General features: G+C 61.9%; 19 protein-coding genes. 14 read left to right on the forward strand and 5 right to left on the reverse strand.

Annotated features, from left to right (window positions below):
• Positions 1–50: 50 nt before the first annotated feature.
• A complete protein-coding gene (locus SynBMKMC1_RS13800) occupies positions 51–962 on the forward strand; it encodes a fatty acid desaturase (RefSeq protein WP_186472147.1) in 912 nt (303 codons plus the stop codon).
• Here SynBMKMC1_RS13800 and SynBMKMC1_RS13805 read toward each other — a convergent pair.
• A complete protein-coding gene (locus SynBMKMC1_RS13805; RefSeq protein WP_011934302.1) occupies positions 950–1,675 on the reverse strand; it encodes a hypothetical protein in 726 nt (241 codons plus the stop codon). The genes SynBMKMC1_RS13800 and SynBMKMC1_RS13805 overlap by 13 nt on opposite strands.
• A 55-nt stretch (positions 1,676–1,730) precedes the next feature.
• On the opposite strand from SynBMKMC1_RS13805, the gene SynBMKMC1_RS13810 reads away from it, so the two are divergent.
• The 7 genes from SynBMKMC1_RS13810 to SynBMKMC1_RS13840 all read left to right on the forward strand — a co-directional run bounded on the left by SynBMKMC1_RS13810 (position 1,731) and on the right by SynBMKMC1_RS13840 (position 8,531).
• Positions 1,731–2,663 carry a fatty acid desaturase gene (locus SynBMKMC1_RS13810; protein WP_186472148.1) on the forward strand — a complete coding sequence of 311 codons (933 nt, stop codon included), beginning with the start codon at positions 1,731–1,733 and terminating at the stop codon, positions 2,661–2,663.
• A 41-nt stretch (positions 2,664–2,704) separates the two neighbouring features.
• Positions 2,705–3,163 (forward strand): 50S ribosomal protein L9, encoded by a 459-nt coding sequence (gene rplI / locus SynBMKMC1_RS13815; protein ID WP_011934304.1) that lies wholly within the window; start codon positions 2,705–2,707, stop codon positions 3,161–3,163.
• 97 nt (positions 3,164–3,260) lie between these two features.
• A complete protein-coding gene (gene dnaB, locus SynBMKMC1_RS13820) occupies positions 3,261–4,679 on the forward strand; it encodes a replicative DNA helicase (RefSeq protein WP_011934305.1) in 1,419 nt (472 codons plus the stop codon).
• A 22-nt stretch (positions 4,680–4,701) separates the two neighbouring features.
• The gene (gene mnmG, locus SynBMKMC1_RS13825; protein ID WP_186472149.1) at positions 4,702–6,681 is read left to right on the forward strand and encodes a tRNA uridine-5-carboxymethylaminomethyl(34) synthesis enzyme MnmG; all 1,980 of its coding nucleotides are present in this window, start codon (positions 4,702–4,704) and stop codon (positions 6,679–6,681) included.
• A gap of 24 nt (positions 6,682–6,705) precedes the next feature.
• Entirely contained in the window at positions 6,706–7,422 is a 717-nt protein-coding gene (locus tag SynBMKMC1_RS13830) for a hypothetical protein (RefSeq protein WP_186472150.1), read from the forward strand.
• 32 nt (positions 7,423–7,454) lie between these two features.
• Positions 7,455–8,015 carry a chorismate lyase gene (locus SynBMKMC1_RS13835; protein ID WP_186472151.1) on the forward strand — a complete coding sequence of 187 codons (561 nt, stop codon included), beginning with the start codon at positions 7,455–7,457 and terminating at the stop codon, positions 8,013–8,015.
• 87 nt (positions 8,016–8,102) lie between these two features.
• Positions 8,103–8,531, forward strand: a complete 429-nt coding sequence (locus SynBMKMC1_RS13840) for a hypothetical protein (RefSeq protein ID WP_186472152.1) — start codon at positions 8,103–8,105, stop codon at positions 8,529–8,531.
• On the opposite strand, the gene SynBMKMC1_RS13845 is transcribed toward SynBMKMC1_RS13840, so the two are convergent.
• The 3 genes from SynBMKMC1_RS13845 to SynBMKMC1_RS13855 form a co-directional block, all read right to left on the reverse strand.
• A complete protein-coding gene (locus tag SynBMKMC1_RS13845; protein WP_011934310.1) occupies positions 8,518–9,039 on the reverse strand; it encodes a DUF1269 domain-containing protein in 522 nt (173 codons plus the stop codon). The two genes, SynBMKMC1_RS13840 and SynBMKMC1_RS13845, sit on opposite strands and share 14 nt — an antisense overlap.
• Positions 9,040–9,081: 42 nt before the next feature.
• Entirely contained in the window at positions 9,082–9,612 is a 531-nt protein-coding gene (locus tag SynBMKMC1_RS13850) for an RNA helicase (RefSeq protein ID WP_186472153.1), read from the reverse strand.
• Positions 9,613–9,722: 110 nt separating this feature from the next.
• On the reverse strand, positions 9,723–10,271 hold the full coding sequence (locus tag SynBMKMC1_RS13855; protein ID WP_186472154.1) for a SprT family zinc-dependent metalloprotease: 549 nt from the start codon (positions 10,269–10,271) through the stop codon (positions 9,723–9,725).
• A gap of 91 nt (positions 10,272–10,362) precedes the next feature.
• Between SynBMKMC1_RS13855 and SynBMKMC1_RS13860 the strand changes: the two genes are divergently transcribed.
• The 4 genes from SynBMKMC1_RS13860 to SynBMKMC1_RS13875 are packed head-to-tail and all read left to right on the forward strand — an operon-like array spanning position 10,363 to position 14,226.
• Positions 10,363–10,794 (forward strand): hypothetical protein, encoded by a 432-nt coding sequence (locus tag SynBMKMC1_RS13860; protein ID WP_011934313.1) that lies wholly within the window; start codon positions 10,363–10,365, stop codon positions 10,792–10,794.
• A gap of 16 nt (positions 10,795–10,810) precedes the next feature.
• The gene (gene ligA, locus SynBMKMC1_RS13865; protein WP_186472155.1) at positions 10,811–12,907 is read left to right on the forward strand and encodes an NAD-dependent DNA ligase LigA; all 2,097 of its coding nucleotides are present in this window, start codon (positions 10,811–10,813) and stop codon (positions 12,905–12,907) included.
• A gap of 18 nt (positions 12,908–12,925) precedes the next feature.
• A complete protein-coding gene (locus tag SynBMKMC1_RS13870; protein ID WP_186472156.1) occupies positions 12,926–14,041 on the forward strand; it encodes a DUF389 domain-containing protein in 1,116 nt (371 codons plus the stop codon).
• A complete protein-coding gene (locus tag SynBMKMC1_RS13875; RefSeq protein ID WP_186472157.1) occupies positions 14,038–14,226 on the forward strand; it encodes a hypothetical protein in 189 nt (62 codons plus the stop codon). Before SynBMKMC1_RS13870 ends, SynBMKMC1_RS13875 begins: the two co-directional genes overlap by 4 nt.
• Here the strand turns inward: SynBMKMC1_RS13875 and SynBMKMC1_RS13880 are convergent.
• Positions 14,208–14,843, reverse strand: coding sequence for a TVP38/TMEM64 family protein (locus SynBMKMC1_RS13880; RefSeq protein WP_186473485.1), 636 nt, complete (start codon positions 14,841–14,843; stop codon positions 14,208–14,210). The two genes, SynBMKMC1_RS13875 and SynBMKMC1_RS13880, sit on opposite strands and share 19 nt — an antisense overlap.
• Before the next feature lie 169 nt (positions 14,844–15,012).
• On the opposite strand from SynBMKMC1_RS13880, the gene SynBMKMC1_RS13885 reads away from it, so the two are divergent.
• Together SynBMKMC1_RS13885 and SynBMKMC1_RS13890 are read left to right on the forward strand one after the other, a co-directional pair.
• Positions 15,013–16,254, forward strand: coding sequence for an ABC transporter substrate-binding protein (locus tag SynBMKMC1_RS13885; RefSeq protein WP_255486219.1), 1,242 nt, complete (start codon positions 15,013–15,015; stop codon positions 16,252–16,254).
• Complete coding sequence (locus SynBMKMC1_RS13890; protein WP_186472159.1) at positions 16,251–17,603, forward strand: mechanosensitive ion channel family protein; 1,353 nt, start codon at positions 16,251–16,253, stop codon at positions 17,601–17,603. Before SynBMKMC1_RS13885 ends, SynBMKMC1_RS13890 begins: the two co-directional genes overlap by 4 nt.
• Positions 17,604–17,732 lie beyond the last annotated feature (129 nt).

Consider the following 17,732-nt stretch of genomic DNA (forward strand, 5'->3'; position numbering starts at 1 on the left):
CCTTCTGTATCCGTTCGGACCGCAGCTGGATCGGATCATGGAGATTCTTCTTGGTTACCACCAGCCCAGCCGACACCGGCAGCCAACGGGAGCTGCGCATGCGCGCAGCCGTGATGGCTCCCAGAGCACCGTTGCCGCCGCGGCAGCGGCGTTTGAAAGGAGGAACCACCAGCTTCATGGTGGTGATGCACGTGCTGGCCACCGTGGCTCTGCTGCCCCGGTTTTGGAGCTGGCAAGGTCTCGCCGCCTTCGCCGTTCTGTATTGGATGACGGTGCTCGGAGTGACCCTGGGACTGCACCGGCTGGTGGCGCACCGCAGCTTCGAGGTGCCCTCATGGCTGGAGAAAATCTTGGTGGTGATGGGCACCCTGGCCTGCCAGAGCGGGCCGATCGAGTGGATTGCACTGCACCGCCATCACCATCGCTTCTCCGACCAGCCCAATGACCACCACGACGCCGGTCGCGGTCTCTGGTGGAGCCACAGCGAATGGATGCTTCACGAAATCCCGGCTTTAGAGCACAAGGAGCGTTACGCCGGTGATCTGCTCAGCAGTCCTTTCTACGTGTGGCTTGACCGTTGGTTCCTGCTGCTGCAGATCCCTCTGGGTTTAGCGCTGTACTGGTATGGCAATGCGGCCGGCGTGCACGGCGGCGGACTCGGACTCGTGCTCTGGGCCATTCCCCTGCGTCTCGTGGTCGTGTACCACGTCACCTGGCTGGTGAATTCCGCTACCCATGCGTTCGGTTACCGCAATTTCAACTGCCCGGACCTCTCCCGCAACTGCTGGTGGGTGGCGGTGCTGTCGTTCGGCGAGGGTTGGCACAACAACCACCACGCCCATCCGGCCAGTGCCCGTCATGGCCTGCGCTGGTTCGAGGTGGACATCACCTGGCTGCACATCCGGCTGCTGCAGAAACTGGGGCTGACCCGCCGGGTGCGCCAGGCCCGTTACCCCGGCTGAGTGCTCGCACGCAACTCGGCCAGGAAGGCTTCAGCGCTGAGACCCTGTCGCCCTTCCAGCTTGAGGTGCGTGGCATAAAGATCGAGGAACTCACCGTCGAGTTCCTCGGCGCTGTAGTCACGCATCCCCGCCATCACTTCGGCGAAACGCTCGCGACGCTGGGTTTTGCTCACCGGGTAAGCCTCCATCACCAGATCGCGGCACTGACGCCACGACTGACCGCGGCAGAGCCTGTCGGCGATGGCAGCACTCAGAAGCGCCGACTCCTGGGGCGCAATCCGCCAATCGAAGCCAGGGGGCAAGGACGCCAAGCCCACAAAGATCTCGAACAAAGCCCCCGCACCCAGAGGGTTGGACCGGGCATCCAGCAAGGGCACCGATCCGTCTTTCAACACCTTGAGCAGATCGGGATGCACCTCAGCCAGGTGCTCCTGGATCGGGGCCAGACCAGCGTGAAGCACGGCATTGGCCTGACCGAGAGCAAGAAACACCTCAGGCCCTGGAGACGCGAGCTTGCCGTTGCGCAAGTTGGAGATCTGGGAGTTGTGCACACGGCCCAGATCCAGCGCATCAGCCAACGCAGGCAACACCTTGTGCGACCAACCATTGCGCTCATGCCAGACATGAATGAGGTGGGCCATCGCCTGGCGACCCTCGGCCAGCTGATCGCGGTAACCCCTGGTCACATGATCAGCATCATTGGTGTTGCTCATTGCTTGATACGGATCCGTATTGCGTATAGTCTGCGGATATCAACCAGGTCAGGCCATGGTCTCCAGCGTTATCACTGCGCCATCACCCCCCAGTCGACCGGCAGCTTCGCACCGGGCCCAGGCACTTGCAACTCTGTTGCACCAGCCTCGTCGGGGCAAAATCTCCGCGGCACCCAAGCAAGGGCTTCAGTGGATCACGATCGGTTTCATGATCGTGATCCACTGCTTGGCCCTGTTGGCCTTGCTGCCGATGTTCTGGAGTTGCCAGGCCGTCACCAGCCTGCTGGTGCTCTATTGGGTCACCGCCTGCCTGGGCGTGACCATCGGCTATCACCGCCTGCTCTCGCACCGATCCTTCCAGCTCCCCCACTGGCTGGAACGCTTCTTCGCCACCTGCGGCGCCCTCAGCTGCCAGCACGGTCCGATTGATTGGGTGGGATTGCACCGCCATCACCACAAGTTTTCTGATACGGATGCGGATCACCACAACAGCCATCGCGGCTTCTGGTGGAGCCACATGGGTTGGATGTTCGAACCCGTCCCAGCCATGCAGGCCGTGCCACGCATGACCGGCGATCTGGCCCAGGATCCGTACTACCGCTGGCTGAACAACAATTTCCTGCTGCTGCAGTTGCCGTTGGCCGCACTGCTGTTCTGGATCGGCACCGCCACCGGAGCGGGAGGATGGGCCCTGGTGCTGTGGGGCATCCCCCTGCGCCTCGTGCTCGTGTATCACGTCACCTGGCTGGTGAACTCCGCCACCCACTGCTGGGGAACCGTGGCTTACGACAGCGGCGACGCCTCCCGCAACAACAAGTGGGTGGCCGCTCTCACCTTCGGCGAAGGCTGGCACAACAACCACCACGCCTATCCCCACTCCGCCCGCCACGGACTGCAGCCGGGGCAGATCGACCTCACCTGGGAACACATCCGACTGATGCGCGCCCTGGGATTGGCCACGAAAATTCGCCTGCCCGTGGCGTCGTAAAGTAACCGATCGCTCATTCGTCGTCGTCCGAAATCATCGCCATGGCCAAGCGCGTACAAGTCGTTCTGAATGAGGACGTTCTCAGCCTCGGCCGGGACGGCGACATGGTGGAAGTTGCCCCCGGGTATGCCCGCAACTTCCTTTTGCCTTACGGCAAAGCCGTCCCCGTCACCCCCGCGGTGATGAAGCAGGTGGAGCACCGCCGAGCCAAGGAGGCTGAGCGCCAGGCCGCGCTCAAGCAGGAAGCCCTGGCCTTCCGCACCGCCCTCGACACGATCGGTCGTTTCACCGTGAAGAAGCAAACCGGCGATGACGACGTGCTGTTCGGCACCGTCACCAACGGTGATGTGGCTGAAGTGATCGAGGAGGCCACCAAGAAAGAGGTGGACCGCCGCGACATCACCGTTCCCGACATCCACCGCACCGGCAACTACAAGGTCAGCGTCAAGCTGCACAGTGAAGTCACCGCTGAGATCAACCTGGAAGTGGTCAGCTACTGACCTCTGTCGCCGATGGACGGGTGAGGCCGTCACAACCCACTCTGTTGCGTGCTCACAAGTACGCCAGAGTGAACGTCGGCGTTGAAAGATCAGGCCCATGGTGAGCGTTCCCCTGACGGATGCCGGTGGCGAGTCCACCGATGGGGATCGCCGCGGTTTCGGCAAGGGGCGTCGAAGAGATGAACCCAACTTCGAAGCCCTGCCCGATTCCTTGCCGCCCCAGAACCTGGAGGCCGAGGAAGCCGTGCTGGGCGGCATCCTGCTGGACCCCGACGCCATCGGCCGGGTGGCGGATGTGTTGCAGCCGGAAGCGTTTTATCTCGGCGCGCATCGGGAGATCTTCCGCACGGCGGTGATGCTGCACAGCCAAGGCAAACCCACCGACCTCACGGCGATGACGGCCTGGCTGGCCGACACAGGAGCGCTCGAGAAAGTGGGCGGCAGCAGCCGGCTGGTGGAGCTGGTGGAGCGAGTGGCCTCCACCGCTTCGATCGAACAGGTGGCCCGCCTGGTGATGGACAAGTTCCTGCGCCGGCAGCTGATCCGCTCCGGAAACGAGGTGATCCAGCTGGGCTTTGACCAGAGCCTGCCGATGGAGCAGGTGCTCGATAAAGCCGAACAGACGATTTTTGCAATCAGTCAGGAGAAGCCCTCGAAGGGCCTCACCCCCACCGCCGAAATTCTCACCAGCACCTTCAACGAGATCGAAAGCCGCTCGCTTGGCACCTCGGTGGCGGGCATCCCGGTGAATTTCTACGACCTGGATGCCATGACCCAGGGCCTGCAACGCAGTGATCTGATCATCGTGGCCGGACGCCCAGCGATGGGCAAAACATCGATCGTGCTCAACCTGGCCAAAAACGTGGCCCAGCTCCACGACCTGCCGGTGTGCGTGTTCTCCCTGGAGATGAGCAAAGAGCAGCTCACCTACAGGCTGCTGTCGATGGAAGTGGGCATCGAAGCCGGGCGCCTGCGCACGGGCAGGCTGCAACAGGAGGAGTGGCCGCTGCTGGGCCAGGGCATCAACACCCTGGGGCAGCTGCCGATCTTTATCGACGACAAACCCAACTCCGGTGTGCTGGAGATGCGCTCGCTCTGCCGCAGGCTGATGGCGGAGCAGGGCAAGGAGCTGGGCCTGGTGGTGATCGACTACCTGCAGCTAATGGAGGGATCAAGCCCTGACAATCGCGTGCAGGAAATTTCGCGCATCACCCGTGCCCTCAAACAGATGGCCCGGGAACTGAACGTGCCAGTGATCGCCCTCTCCCAGCTCAGCCGTGGTGTGGAGTCGCGCACCAACAAACGACCGATGCTCAGCGACTTGCGCGAATCCGGCTCGATCGAGCAGGACGCCGACCTGGTGCTGATGATCTACCGCGACGAGTACTACAACCCGGAAACCCCCGACCGCGGCATCACCGAAGTGATCGTGACCAAGCACCGCAACGGCCCGGTGGGCACCGTGAAGCTGCTGTTCGAGCCTCAGTTCACGCGCTTCCGCAACCTGGCGGCGTAAGCCGATTGCCGATACTGGAGCGATGGCCAACAGCTTCTCTCCCACAGAAATTTTCGACGTGATCGTCGTGGGGGGTGGCCATGCCGGCTGTGAAGCCGCCATCACCAGTGCTCGCTTAGGGCTGAACACCGCCCTGTTCACCCTCAACCTGGATCGCATCGCCTGGCAGCCCTGCAATCCGGCCGTGGGTGGCCCCGCCAAGAGCCAGCTCGTCCATGAAGTGGATGCCCTCGGTGGGGTGATCGGCCGCCTCGCCGACGCCACCGCCATCCAGAAACGGATCCTCAACGCCAGCCGCGGCCCTGCGGTGTGGGCTCTGCGTGCGCAGACCGACAAACGTCAGTACTCCCGCCAGATGTTGCAGCTGCTGCAGCACACCCCCAACCTGGCCCTGCGCGAAGCGATGGTGACGGGGCTGGAGATCGACGGCGATCCCAGCGGTGGCGGTGAACACTGGGATCCCAGCCAAGGGCCAGCCGCCCGCATCAGCGGTGTGCGCACCTATTTCGGCAGCGTCTACGGCGCCAAGGCGGTTGTGCTCACCGCCGGCACCTTTCTTGGGGGTCGCATCTGGGTCGGCCACCAGTGGATGGCTGCAGGCCGGGCCGGCGAGCAGGCCGCCGAAGGGCTCACTGAAGCACTCCAGCAACTGGGCTTCCACACCGATCGGCTCAAAACCGGCACCCCGGCTCGGGTGGACCGGCGCAGCATCGCCCTCGATCAACTCGAGGAGCAACCAAGCGACGCCGCCGACCGCTTCTTCTCCTTTGACCCCGCCGCCTGGAGCAGCGGCGAACAGATGAGCTGCCATATCACCCGCACCACGGCAGCAACCCATCAATTGATCAAAGACAACCTGCATCTCACCGCGATCTACGGCGGCGTGATCGACAGCAAGGGACCGCGCTACTGCCCCTCGATCGAAGACAAGATCGTGCGCTTTGCCGACAAAGACAGCCACCAGATCTTCCTGGAGCCCGAAGGGCGCGACACGCCGGAGATCTACGTGCAGGGCTTCTCCACCGGCCTGCCTGAACCGATCCAGTTGCAACTGCTGCGCAGCCTGCCTGGCCTGGAACAAGCCGTGATGCTGCGGCCGGCCTACTCCGTTGATTACGACTATCTGCCCGCCACCCAACTGCTGCCGTCGCTGGAGACCAAACGCGTGCAGGGACTCTTCAGCGCCGGCCAACTGAACGGCACCACGGGCTACGAGGAAGCCGCAGCCCAGGGGCTGGTGGCTGGACTGAATGCCGCACGGCGCATCCGCGCTGAAGAGGCAGTGCACTTCCCTCGAGAAGGCAGCTACATCGGCACGATGATCGACGATCTGGTGAGCAAGGATCTGCGCGAGCCTTACCGGGTGCTCACCAGTCGCAGTGAATACAGGCTCGTGCTGCGCGGCGACAACGCCGACCGCCGCCTCACCCCCCTGGGCCGTGAGCTCGGTTTGATCGACGACCGTCGTTGGCGCTTGTTTGAGGACAAACTCCAGGCGATGGAGGCTGAAAAGCAGCGGCTGGAACAGCAGCGCCTGAAGGTGAGTGACCCTGCAGCCCCAGCTGTGGAGCAAGAAACCGGTGCGCCCATCAAAGGCTCGATCACCCTGGCCGACCTGTTGCGCCGGCCGGGCATGCATGCCGCCGACCTGGTGCGCCACGGCCTGGCCGATGCAGGCCTCCCCCTGCCCGTGCGCGAAGGCGCCGAAATCGACATCAAATACAGCGGTTACCTGGCTCGCCAACAGCAGCAGATCGACCAGGTGAAACGCCAAGGCCGGCGCAAGCTTCCTGAAACCATCGACTACGCCAGCATCAGCACCTTGTCGCGGGAAGCGCGTGAAAAGCTCACAGCAGTGCGCCCACTCACCCTGGGCCAGGCCAGCCAGATCCCTGGGGTGAGCCAAGCCGATCTCACCTCTTTGTTGATGTGGCTCGAGCTGCAGCAACGGCGCAGTCAACCCAGCACGTCACACCTCGCCCCTACTGGCCAGGCTCGATAGCGTTGATGGAGACAACAACCTGCGGTGTCTCCTCGCCTCCCCACATCCCAGGCCTACTGGAACCTGCGCGCTGAGCAGGTGATGGATCGGGTGTTCAGCGACGGGGAACGCACCCTGGAGGCCGTTCAGGTGCAAGTGCGTGACGTCAAAACGCCACCGCCAACCCCCGCCTCAACGTCAACGGCCAGCTCGAAGGCCCCTGAGCCAAGGCAGCGCGTCCCCATCAGCCTGCTGGTGCTGACCCTGATGGGAGTGCTGGGCTCCTTCAGCTTGGGTCTTCAGTGGTGGAGCGCCCAACAGGCCCTGCAGCGGGAACGCAACCTGGCCCTGATTGAAAAGCTGCGTCAGCGCACAGCAACCACCAAGCCCTCAGAGGCATCCACGGCGATTGAAAACCCCCAGGAGCCGATTCCAGCCCCGCCAGTGGTTCAGCAACTGGAGCCGGTGACCATTCCCATCCGCTCCCTACCCAGACCGGAAGACCCATTACCAACACCCGCAGAGGTGGAATCGGCTGCAGCAGCGGTGCCCGTAACCCCGGAGCCACTGCTGGTGGGTGTGGTCCACAGCGGCGGAGGCCAGGGATCGGCCATCTTTCAACTCGGTAACCAGTCCTTATCGGCAGCACCCGGGGAAAGCATCGGCAACAGTGGCTGGTCCCTGCGCAGCGTGACGGCGAACGGGGCGGTGATCGAACGGGGCGGCGCCAGCCGTTCACTCTCAGTGGGAGGTGCCTTCTGAACCCCATCGACGCCCTGACCCCCTCGCCAACTGTGCTCTGGGAGGCTCCCACCGCTGCCGTTCTGGCAGGCGAAGAACCCGGCTGGCTGCCTGGCCCCTGGCGCTTGATGCTGCTTGGAGATGGCAGCCCCACAAGGCACCTGCGCTTGCTGACAAGCCATCCGGTCGCCGTGCGCGTCAGTGCCATGGAAGCGGATACGGCACTGCACGGCGCGCCGCGGGAAGTGCGTGAACTCAGCTATCCCCTGCTGCGACGACAGGTATGGCTGGAGTGCGGCGGCATCACTCTGGCCTGGGCGGAAAGCTGGTGGAACCAAACCGAAGCGGAGCAACACCTCCAAGACCGCAACCTGCCGATCTGGATCAGCCTCACCCAGGGACGCTCAGAGCTGTTCCGGGAAGTGGATGGTCTGGCCCTGGTGACTGCCCCCTGGCTCGAACAGGGCTTTGGCGAGCCGGGACCCTTCTGGAGCCGCCATTACCGCTTCTTCCGCCAGGGGAAGGAACTCACCGTGATCCGGGAAGTGTTCAGCCCAGCTCTGGAACGCTGGCTTGGAGAAGCTCCACGCCGGCCGCTTCATGCAGCGTCATGAAGAAACCCAGCGTTTGATGGGGATTTGCACTTGACAACTTGCTTGCTGTTGTGCTGCAGCAATCATGCGCCTATCGGCAACGATTCCATGGCGACCTCCACCTGGGTGAACCTCCACGATCTCGGCCGCACGTTCGGCCTCTCCGCCCGCCATTGCGGACGCGTGCTGGAGCGGGAAGGCTGGCGGGACCGCCATGGCTGCCCCACCCCCGCAGCTCTGGAGATGGGTGCAGCCGAACAACGTGCTCCCCACCGCAAGGGCCGCTCCGCGCTTTGGAACGCTGAACTCTGCTCTGTCGTTCTCGAACGTCAGGGACATCACCCCCTCAGCCAAGACCAGCACGTGAACCAATGGACGGATCTGCTTGAAGCCATGGCGGCTGGATCATCCTCGATCACGACCAGCGCTGATCAGATGGCCGAGGAACTCCCTGCCGATCTGGTCGACGCGGTGAACCAGCAACTGAACCGGCGCGGTTGCCGCTACCAGGTGCAGCGGCCGATCAAGACAGCCTGAGAGCTTCAGCCTGCTTGCGCGCTGTCTCCAACTGCGCCTTGAGCGCCTCTTCATCGGTGTGGCTGAGGTTGGTGTGGATCAGCCGGGCATGGGGAGCGTGGCGGCGCAGGCGCTCGATCACCCGATCCGGCGTGGAGTCGCGCACCAACAGCGCCAGCGCGGCACTGCCCTGGGGCAAGGTCTCCGCCAGTTCCGCGAGAAACTTGTCGTTGATTCCGATGTCGTTGAGGGCCCCGGACGCGGCACCGGCGCCAGCCCCCACCGCAGCCCCCAGCAGGGGGTTGGCAAAGATCAAACCGATGAGCAAACCCCAGAACGTGCCGCCCATGGCACCAGCTGCGGTCATGTTGATCGCCTGGCGCAGATGCACATGACCATCGTCTCCGTGCTCGAGCACCACCGCATCCTCCAAGGTGATCAGATGCTCTTGCTGGATGGTGACCAGCTCACGCCGAACATCCTCAGCTTCCGCGACCTTCGGGAAGCCCACAACCACCAGGTTGCTCATCTCGGTTGATTCAGTTGCGCGGAGCCTAGGGGCTTTTGAGCCTCAGGCTCCGTCGCGCCGACGACTGGAACGGGGGAAGGAGCGACGAACCGACGTTCGCGGCTCTGGCATGGATGCTGACGGGGACGGCTCCGGTGCAGGAGCGGGTGGACGCTCTGAGCGTTGCCAACGGTCGACGCGGAAGTCTGCGTCGTCTGGCCAATCCTCCTGAACGGGTTCTACGCGCGGCTGAGGACGGGTTTCAGTCGGAGGCATCAACAGCGGTTGCCGCCGCGACATCGCCTCGAGGGGACGCTTGCCCGAAGGCCGGGGCCTCGTCCCTGCGGAGGACTCAGGGGTCGGCACACGATCACTCCAGTCGTCGTCTTCGTCCAGGAGCCAATCCACGCGATCACCAACCCAACGGCCAACGGCATCAAGGCGGGATCCCACCTGCGGCCGCCCGCCGCCACGCCGTCCGGGACGGGTACCGGAGACGCCATCCACCAGTTGCCGCCCCGTTTCAATCCATTGATCAAACCGCGAATCCAATGGCTCAGCACCACGCTGGCGGCGTTGTCGACGTGCATCCATGGTTCAACGTTACCGACGCCGCTGCTCCAACCAACGTTCCCGTTGCATGCCGATGAGAGCGATGGACACCCCACCGATCTCCAAGACCCAGAGAAACAGATCCATGAACGTCAGCGCTCCTCTGGGGCCGGCTCGTACACAAGCAGACAACTGGCATGCCAGCGACCCCCATGATGCTGATTGCAGCATTGGCGGCAAGCGGCCTGTTTCACGCGCCGCCGGTAGGGCGTGCACCGTCCGCAGCGTGGGCACACAGCAATCCAACGCGGTGGTTGCTGAGGCACTGGAAAACGGTGCCGCACGCTCACCGCAAAGCGATCCTGAACCGCATTGATGGCCTGCATGCGCGCCAGAAAGTTGGGGCCATGGCTTTCGTTGCTCTTCAGCACGAGATCCACCCAGGCATGAATCATCTCGTGGCAGAGGGTGCTCTCCGTGGCTTCGCGCGGCAGTGACCCCAACAGGGGCCGCGACAACACGATTTCCCTGCCAAGGGGGGGGGCCACGGACACACCACGCCGGTAAAGGCCGGCGGTGCGGCGAAGCCGACCATCGCTCCAACGAACGGCAACCAGGGGTTGGTGCCCCTGGGTGAGCGAGCCCTCGAAGTGTTCACGATTCAGCCGATGAAACAGCGGCAACAACGGCTCAAGCGGCATGGTCGGCAGGTGCCGGATGCGGGAGGTCGGTCCAGTCTGCCTCCATCCAGCGGATCGTCAGTCAGACTCACGGTCCAAATGGCATGGGCTGATGGATCTGGGTCTGGTGCGGGAAATCGGAAGCAAGGCACTGCTCGCCGGTGGTGGTGCCCTGCTCCTCTACTGGACAATCACCGCGGTGAAACTGGTGCTCAGCGCCCGCGGCATCAATCCCCTGATCAAGCAATTCTTCACCCAGGTGGCCGCTGGACGGGTGGATGCGGCCTATCTCCTCACCACCAAGACCTATCGCCAGCATGTGAATCGCCAGCAGTTCATCCGCTACCTGGCAGGCCTGAAACTCAATCGTTTCCGCAACCTCAAATCAGGTCGTCCCCGGCTTCAGGAAGGCAACATGATTCTCACGGTGAAGCTGATCGCCGAAGACAAAGAAGAAATGCCCCTCGATTTCACGTTCACCAAAGTGGACGACAACTGGAAGATCGAACGCATCGCCACCCTCAACGCCAACGCCAAGAGCTGACGGCCTCCTCGTGTCCATGTCCATCCCGCAGGGTTTGCAGGAGCACGCTGCCGAACTGAGGCAGCTCCTCAACAGAGCCGCTCACGCCTACTACGTGCTCGATGCTCCCGACCTTGAGGATTCTGTTTACGACAGGCTGTACCGAGAACTGCTCGACCTCGAAGCAGCCCATCCAGAGCTGGTTGAAGCCGACAGTCCCACCCAACGGGTCGGTGGCTCTCCGGCCGAAGGCTTCCGCAGTGTCACCCACCGCATCCCCCTGTTCAGCCTCGACAATGCCTTCAGCGCTGAAGAGCTGAGGGGCTGGTACACCCGGCTGCTCAAGGTGCTCGACCGTGAGCCCCCCTCGGGATCCCCCCTACCGGCCCTGGCGATGGTGGGAGAACTGAAAATTGACGGCAATGCCCTGGCGCTGAGCTACGACAACGGCGTGTTGGTGCGTGCGGCAACCCGGGGTGATGGCGATCAAGGGGAAGACATCACCGCCAACGTGCGCACCATTGCCTCCATTCCTCTGCGCCTGCACCTCGACCCCCCACCCGCCTGGGTGGAGGTGCGCGGCGAAGCCCTGATTCCCGACAACACCTTTGCCGCCATTAATAGTGAGCGGGCTGCACGCGACGAGCCCCTGTTCGCCAATCCCCGCAATGCCTGCGCCGGAACCCTGCGACAACTGGACCCGAAGGTGGTGGCCGCCAGGCGCCTCGACTTCTTTGCCTACACCCTTCACCTCCCCGAGGACTGGTCGGGGGAACGCCCCGCCAGCCAATGGGAGAGCCTGCGCTGGTTGGAGGATGCAGGTTTCCGCGTGAACCCCAACGCCGCCCTGCTCCCCGACGTTGACTCGGTTGAGCAGTTTTTCGGCGACTGGGACAGCCGGCGCCACGATCTCAATTACGCCACCGATGGGGTGGTGGTGAAGCTCAACGACCTGCGCCTGCAGGACGCTGCTGGCTTCACCCAGAAAGCACCGCGCTGGGCCATCGCTCTCAAATACCCCGCCGAGGAAGCGCCCAGCCGCCTGCTCAAACTCACCTGTCAGGTGGGCCGCACCGGCGTGGTCACACCCGTCGCCGAATTCGAACCGGTCTCTCTGGCGGGCACGAGCGTCAGTCGCGCCACCCTGCACAACGCCGATCGTCTGCAGGAGCTTGATCTGCACAGCGGCGACACGATCATTGTGCGCAAGGCAGGGGAGATCATCCCTGAAGTGCTGCGGGTTCTCCCCGAACTGCGTCCGGAGGGTGCCCTGCCCCTGGAGCTGCCGCAGCAGTGCCCCTCCTGCGGCTCGGATCTGGTGCGCGAAAGCGGTGAAGCCGCCACACGCTGTGTGAACAGCAGTTGTCCCGCCATCCTGAGCGGGGCCCTGCGCCACTGGGTGAGCAAGGGTGCGCTGGATGTGGATGGCCTCGGCAGCAAGCTGATTGAACAACTGGTTGAGCGAGGCCTTGTGCGCTCGATCGCCGACCTCTATCGCCTCGACACCGCCCTGCTCACAAGCCTGGAGCGCATGGGTGAAAAAAGTGCCGGCAATTTGGTGGCCGCTCTGGCCCAATCCCGCGTGCAGCCCTGGTCGCGCCAGCTCTATGGCCTGGGGATCCATCACGTTGGCGAGGTGAATGCCAAAGCCCTGGCCTCGGCCTTTGCCGACGCCCACAGCCTTGCTGACGCAGCCGTTCTCCAGCCGGAGGCGATCACCGATTTGCACGGCATCGGTCCGGAGATCGCCCAGAGCCTGCAGCAGTGGTTCAACACCTCAGCCAACCAGGATCTGCTTCAGCAGCTGCGCGCGGTGGGCCTCACGCTGGCGGCCTCGGATCAGGAGCGTCAGGCCCTGGCAGATCGCAACAACGGCAAGGGGCACCTCAACGGCCAAACCTTCGTGCTCACCGGCACCCTGCCCTCGCTCTCCCGGTCTCAGGCCCAGGCCTTGATCGAAGGAGCAGGGGGCAAGGTGAGTGGATCGGTGAGCAAGAAAACCAGTTTCGTGGTGGCTGGCGACGAAGCCGGAAGCAAACTGGACAAGGCCAACACCCTCGGCGTCAGCGTGCTCGATGAAGCAGCACTGATGCTCTTGATCCAAGACAGCGCCGACTCCATTCATCCGCTTTGAACTGAGACAACAAAACCGATGCCAAATCTGATCTCTGTCGCGGTCGAAGCACTCACAGGGGAATGGCAGATCAACCTCGAGCAGCGCGTCCCACGCAAAGAGCTCTACAAAGCACGCATTGCCTCCTCAAAACCGTCCCTGGGCTTCTTTCTGCTGCTGCTGTGTTCAGCGGTCATTGCCACTCTCGGGCTGATTTCCAACAGCACCGCCGTGGTGATCGGCGCCATGATCGTGGCCCCGTTGATGGACCCGATTCTGAGCCTGGCTTTTGCTCTGGCCATCAGCAACAACACCCTGGCGAAGCGTTCCCTGCTCACCATTTTCCTTGGTGTACTCACGGTGGTGGGGACAGCGGCATTCCTGTCGATGCTGCTCGATGTGAGCGAAGTCAATCGGGAGATGATCTCCCGGACAGCCCCGAACCTGATCGATCTCGGCATCGCCATCGCCGCGGCCGTTGCCGGATCCTTCAGCATGACGAGAGCGGGGTTGTCGAACTCGATCGCCGGTGTCGCCATCGCTGTGGCCCTCGTGCCTCCCCTCTGCGTCTGCGGCATCGGCTTGAGCCTGGGCCAGGAAGTGGTGGCCGTGTTCGGACGGGGAACAGTGGCGGGGATCACCAATCAGATCTCCGAGGGCTCATTCCTGTTGTTCCTGGCCAACCTGATCGGGATCACCGTGGCCAGCCTGTTCATTTTCTTGATCCAGCACTACGGATCGGTGGCCCAGAGCTGGCGCAATCTTCTGGTGTGGCTCGGTCTTCTGGGTTTGCTCTCGATCCCCCTCTCCTCATCCCTGCGCGACTTCAGCAACAAGCAACAACTGGATGGCCAGTTCGCCAGTTTCAAAGCCGGGCGGGTGCGTCAGTTTGAACTCACCCGGAAAAATCCCTATCTCTGGCAGAGAGTGCGCGTGCTTTACAGCAACGTCCGTGTTGTGGATAACGAAGCCACGGTTGATCTCGTGCTCAGTGCACCGAAAGGACTGGTCACCGATGGAGTGGCACAAGAGCTGAATGACCGCATTTCCAAACGTGCCCGGACTGATCTAGGCCTTGATGACATCAGGACCACCATCAGCGTGATTCCCAATCAGATCTTTAAATACAAAGAAGCCTCGGAGCCATCCGCGTGACCCAACAGGACTATCAGAGGCCCTCGGTGTTTCGTTGGATCAAAACCGACTGCGGTCGCGCCAAATATGCCGACCTGAGTGCACGAAAGGGATTGCGAGCCAGAGGCCGGTTGATCTGGTTTGTGCTGATCGCCGCAGTCCGCGACTGGCGCCTCCCGGATCCCGATCAACCCACCGGCTCCTGATCAAGCTCTGATCCCTCCTGCAAGGCCTTGCGAGCAGCGCGAGCCACCAGCCACACAACGGCAACGGTGGCCAGCACACCGACAACCCGCAACACCCAGGCCTGAGGAGTCGTCTCCCCCGCCAACACCTCCCCGAAACGAGCAGCGCTTCCAGCCAGCGCACCCAGCGCGCAAAACAAGATCGTGCCAGGGATGATGCCGATCAGGCCAAGGTTGTAGTCGCGCAGGCTCACGTCGCTAAGCCCATAGGCGAGGTTCAGCAGAGAGAACGGAAAGGCCGGAGACAGGCGGGTGAGCAGCACCAGCCGGAAGCCTTCACGGCTCACCGCCTTTTCGATTGCAAGCAGTTTTGGAAAACGCTTGAGGCGACGTTGTGCCCAGCCACGTAAGCGATAACGCCCCAGCAAGAAAGCGGCTTCCGCCCCGAGCGTGGCTCCAGCGAACACGATCAGGCTGCCCCACCAGGTGCCGTACAGCGCTCCCGCCAGCATCGAAGCCCAGAGACCAGGCAACAGCACGGTGACCCAAACCGCATACAAGGGAATAAACACCAGAGCACCTAACGGTGTCTGCAGCCACTGCAAAACGGCCTCCGTACTCAGCAGATCGCTCGCCATTCCCTCTCCCAAGCCCAACAACCGTTCCATGGGCATGGCATTCAGCGCAAGTGCCAACGACTTGGCATCACGGGATCGCTGGGGTCACTATGGATCTCGGTTACAACCGATAGCGACACTCTGCGGACGCAATACAAACCCGATGAAACGAGAGTTTGGGCAACGTTTATTGACCCTTAGGTTCAAGCTCCTTGGCTTAGCAGGAGCGATTGGCCTGCTCAGCGCATGCAGCAGCACGGACGAAGCCCGTCCCACCCTGCTCCGAGTCGTGCGCACCTTGCCCTCCCAGGAGGTGGTCACGAGCGAAGAAAGCGCACGGGACCGCGAGGTTTTGCGCAATTTTCAGACCAGTTTGCGGGCTGTCATCCCTGGGATAAGGATCCAGCCCTCCCTTTACTCGGCATCCAGTGTTCAATCGGAACTGCAACGCCAGACCAACAGTGGACTGGGGCCTGATCTGGTGGTCAGCGATGCCCAGACCATCCAGGCCCTGTTCACAGCACGCATTCTGGATTCCGTCCCGGTCACACCTGAACAACGCCAGGCCATTCCAGCGGAGCTCCTCACGCGCGTCAGCACGAGCGACGGAACCATCACGGGATTACCGGTGTCCCAGTACATCCAACTGGCCTGTTACGACAAACGCAAACTCAAAAGTCCACCCAAGACTCTGCGCGAACTGGCCCAACAGAGCAGTGAAGGCAGCATTTTCGGCCTCACGCAGAACTTCGAGAATCTCTATTGGAGTGTGGGCAGCTATGGCGCTGGAAACGCGTTGATCAGCTCCCTGCGTGGAGAAACACCGACAACAGAGGATGTGAACCAGCTGGTGCAATGGCTCACCTGGCTGCGGGCAGCAAGCTTTCAGCAGAACGTTCTGTTCATGAACGATCAGGCCACCCTCCGGCAACAACTGATCGATGGAAGTCTCCACTGGATCAGCTGCTGGAGCTCCCAGCTGCCCCAACTGCGGGAGGCCTTAAAGGACAATCTCGGCATTGGGCTGTTACCGGCAGGACCAGCCGGAAAAGCCACACCGGTAAGCCGGCTGCAAGTGTGGGGCCTCGGAAGGAATTCCAGCCGTCAACAGCGGCAGAAAAGCTTGGAACTGATGCAATTCATTGTTCTGCCCTGGGCACAGAAAACATGGGCCCTGCGGTACCGCACCTCCTACCCGGTCAACCCAGCAGCAGCACAAATCATCAATCGCGAAATTCCTGGATTCCAAGACCTTTACCTCAGCACAGACCAGGATGATGTTCGCATTGGTGATGAAATCAGGGCAGTGCTAAATCAAAACCCAAAACTCGAACGAGTGATGCAATTCACACTGAATGATGTGATTTTTGGCACAGAAACTCCAAGCCAAGCTGCCGCAACACTGAACACCAAACTGGGACCGTCGTCATGACCATCACCTCTCTCATTCTGTCGGTGTCCCCCAGCGACATTCTCATCGAAATGCTGAGCTGGCTGGCCTTTCTGCAGCGCTGGTCAGTTCTGTCCCAGTTGCTTGTACTGGCCGTTGTCGTGGTGATTGCACGCACCCGCAGCATTCTACTCGATCCCAAGCGTTACCGGTTGCAAGCACTGTTTCCAGAATCGATCCGTGTTCTGCTTGGTCCTGCACTGATCCTGATCCTTGCGGCTGTCTTTGCTGCATGCCAAGCACCCTTCGGGCTGTTGCGTTATTTCGGGCTGCTCTGGCTGGGCTGGAATCTGTTCACACCTTTGAAATCACTCGTTAAGCAGGTCAATCCGGGGTTCCCAATCGAAGAGATTGAAAGCACATTTTTCAAACCTATCTATGTAATCACGGCCACTGTTTCAATGCTCAGCCTGCTCGGCAGCCGTGAAAATCTGGCGCGGATCGGAATCGCCAACCTCTTTGAAGTCGAGATCACCTTGGGCAAGGTCTATACGGCGATCGTGGCGATTTATCTGATCGTGACGATTGCATCGCGGCCTGCAGCACTGATGGCCTGGGCCAGTGGCACGATCTTCGGGGTGCGTCAGCAGAACCGGCGTGGCATGGAATTGCTGTTCCGTTACAGCGTGATCGCCATCGGCATTATGAGCGTGGCGTACTACATCGGCATCAATGGCAATGCATTCATCGCCATCGCCGGTGGTTTATCGGTGGGCATCGGTTTTGGCATCAAAGAAATCATCTCCAATTTCATCAGCAGCATCTGGCTGTTATTTGAAGGTTCCGTGCGCCCAGGCGAAATCTTGATGATCAATGGAGATCCCTGCACCGTGCGCAAGCTCGGCCTCAGGGCAACACAGCTGAAGCGTGGCCGTGACGGCGCCGAACTGCTGATCCCGAATCAGACCTTCTTCACACAAGAAGCAGCGTCCTACACAGCTGCTGAAACGGCACGTCGCGACAGCGTTGAAGTCGGCGCTGCCTACAACCACGACCCCGATCGGGTGATTGAGCTGCTGCTCGCGATTGCAGAAGACCACCCCAAAGTGAAGCCGTACCCCCCAGCGTCGGCTTTCGTGACGGACTTTGCCGATTCGTCGATCAACTACAAAGTGCTCTTCTGGGTGGCCAACCCCCTTGATGCCTTCGCTGTGGGCAGTGATCTGCGCAGGGAGATCTGGAAACGTTTCGAGAAAGAAGGAATCACCATCCCCTTCCCCCAACGCCAGGTGTATCCCATGCAATGGCCACCGAGCCTGCAACAGAGCTACAACAGCCAGCCCACTCCTGATCAGCCAACACAACGCCAGGAGCCAAGGAACGCCAGCTAAAATCTCGGGCCTTGACTCACTAGACCCATCCAGGATCTTCAAAACTTCAGGGAGCTCACGTCAACCGCCGTCGATCGCGTGGGGTTTCTGCAAACCAACACTGGCCTTGTCGTTGGAACCCTGACGTTG

Source organism: Synechococcus sp. BMK-MC-1, from assembly GCF_014279955.1.
Taxonomy (GTDB): domain Bacteria; phylum Cyanobacteriota; class Cyanobacteriia; order PCC-6307; family Cyanobiaceae; genus Synechococcus_C.

Bases quoted from the DNA above. Each gene is read 5' to 3' on its own strand.
- SynBMKMC1_RS13840 (WP_186472152.1), top strand. From the start codon at position 8,103: ATGGCGACCTCCACCTGGGTGAACCTCCACGATCTCGGCCGCACGTTC.
- SynBMKMC1_RS13845 (WP_011934310.1), bottom strand. From the start codon at position 9,039: ATGAGCAACCTGGTGGTTGTGGGCTTCCCGAAGGTCGCGGAAGCTGAG.
- SynBMKMC1_RS13870 (WP_186472156.1), top strand. From the start codon at position 12,926: ATGCCAAATCTGATCTCTGTCGCGGTCGAAGCACTCACAGGGGAATGG.
- rplI (WP_011934304.1), top strand. From the start codon at position 2,705: ATGGCCAAGCGCGTACAAGTCGTTCTGAATGAGGACGTTCTCAGCCTC.
- SynBMKMC1_RS13890 (WP_186472159.1), top strand. From the start codon at position 16,251: ATGACCATCACCTCTCTCATTCTGTCGGTGTCCCCCAGCGACATTCTC.
- SynBMKMC1_RS13850 (WP_186472153.1), bottom strand. From the start codon at position 9,612: ATGGATGCACGTCGACAACGCCGCCAGCGTGGTGCTGAGCCATTGGAT.
- SynBMKMC1_RS13880 (WP_186473485.1), bottom strand. From the start codon at position 14,843: ATGGCGAGCGATCTGCTGAGTACGGAGGCCGTTTTGCAGTGGCTGCAG.
- ligA (WP_186472155.1), top strand. From the start codon at position 10,811: ATGTCCATCCCGCAGGGTTTGCAGGAGCACGCTGCCGAACTGAGGCAG.
- SynBMKMC1_RS13805 (WP_011934302.1), bottom strand. From the start codon at position 1,675: ATGAGCAACACCAATGATGCTGATCATGTGACCAGGGGTTACCGCGAT.
- SynBMKMC1_RS13855 (WP_186472154.1), bottom strand. From the start codon at position 10,271: ATGCCGCTTGAGCCGTTGTTGCCGCTGTTTCATCGGCTGAATCGTGAA.
- mnmG (WP_186472149.1), top strand. From the start codon at position 4,702: ATGGCCAACAGCTTCTCTCCCACAGAAATTTTCGACGTGATCGTCGTG.
- dnaB (WP_011934305.1), top strand. From the start codon at position 3,261: ATGGTGAGCGTTCCCCTGACGGATGCCGGTGGCGAGTCCACCGATGGG.
- SynBMKMC1_RS13860 (WP_011934313.1), top strand. From the start codon at position 10,363: ATGGATCTGGGTCTGGTGCGGGAAATCGGAAGCAAGGCACTGCTCGCC.
- SynBMKMC1_RS13810 (WP_186472148.1), top strand. From the start codon at position 1,731: ATGGTCTCCAGCGTTATCACTGCGCCATCACCCCCCAGTCGACCGGCA.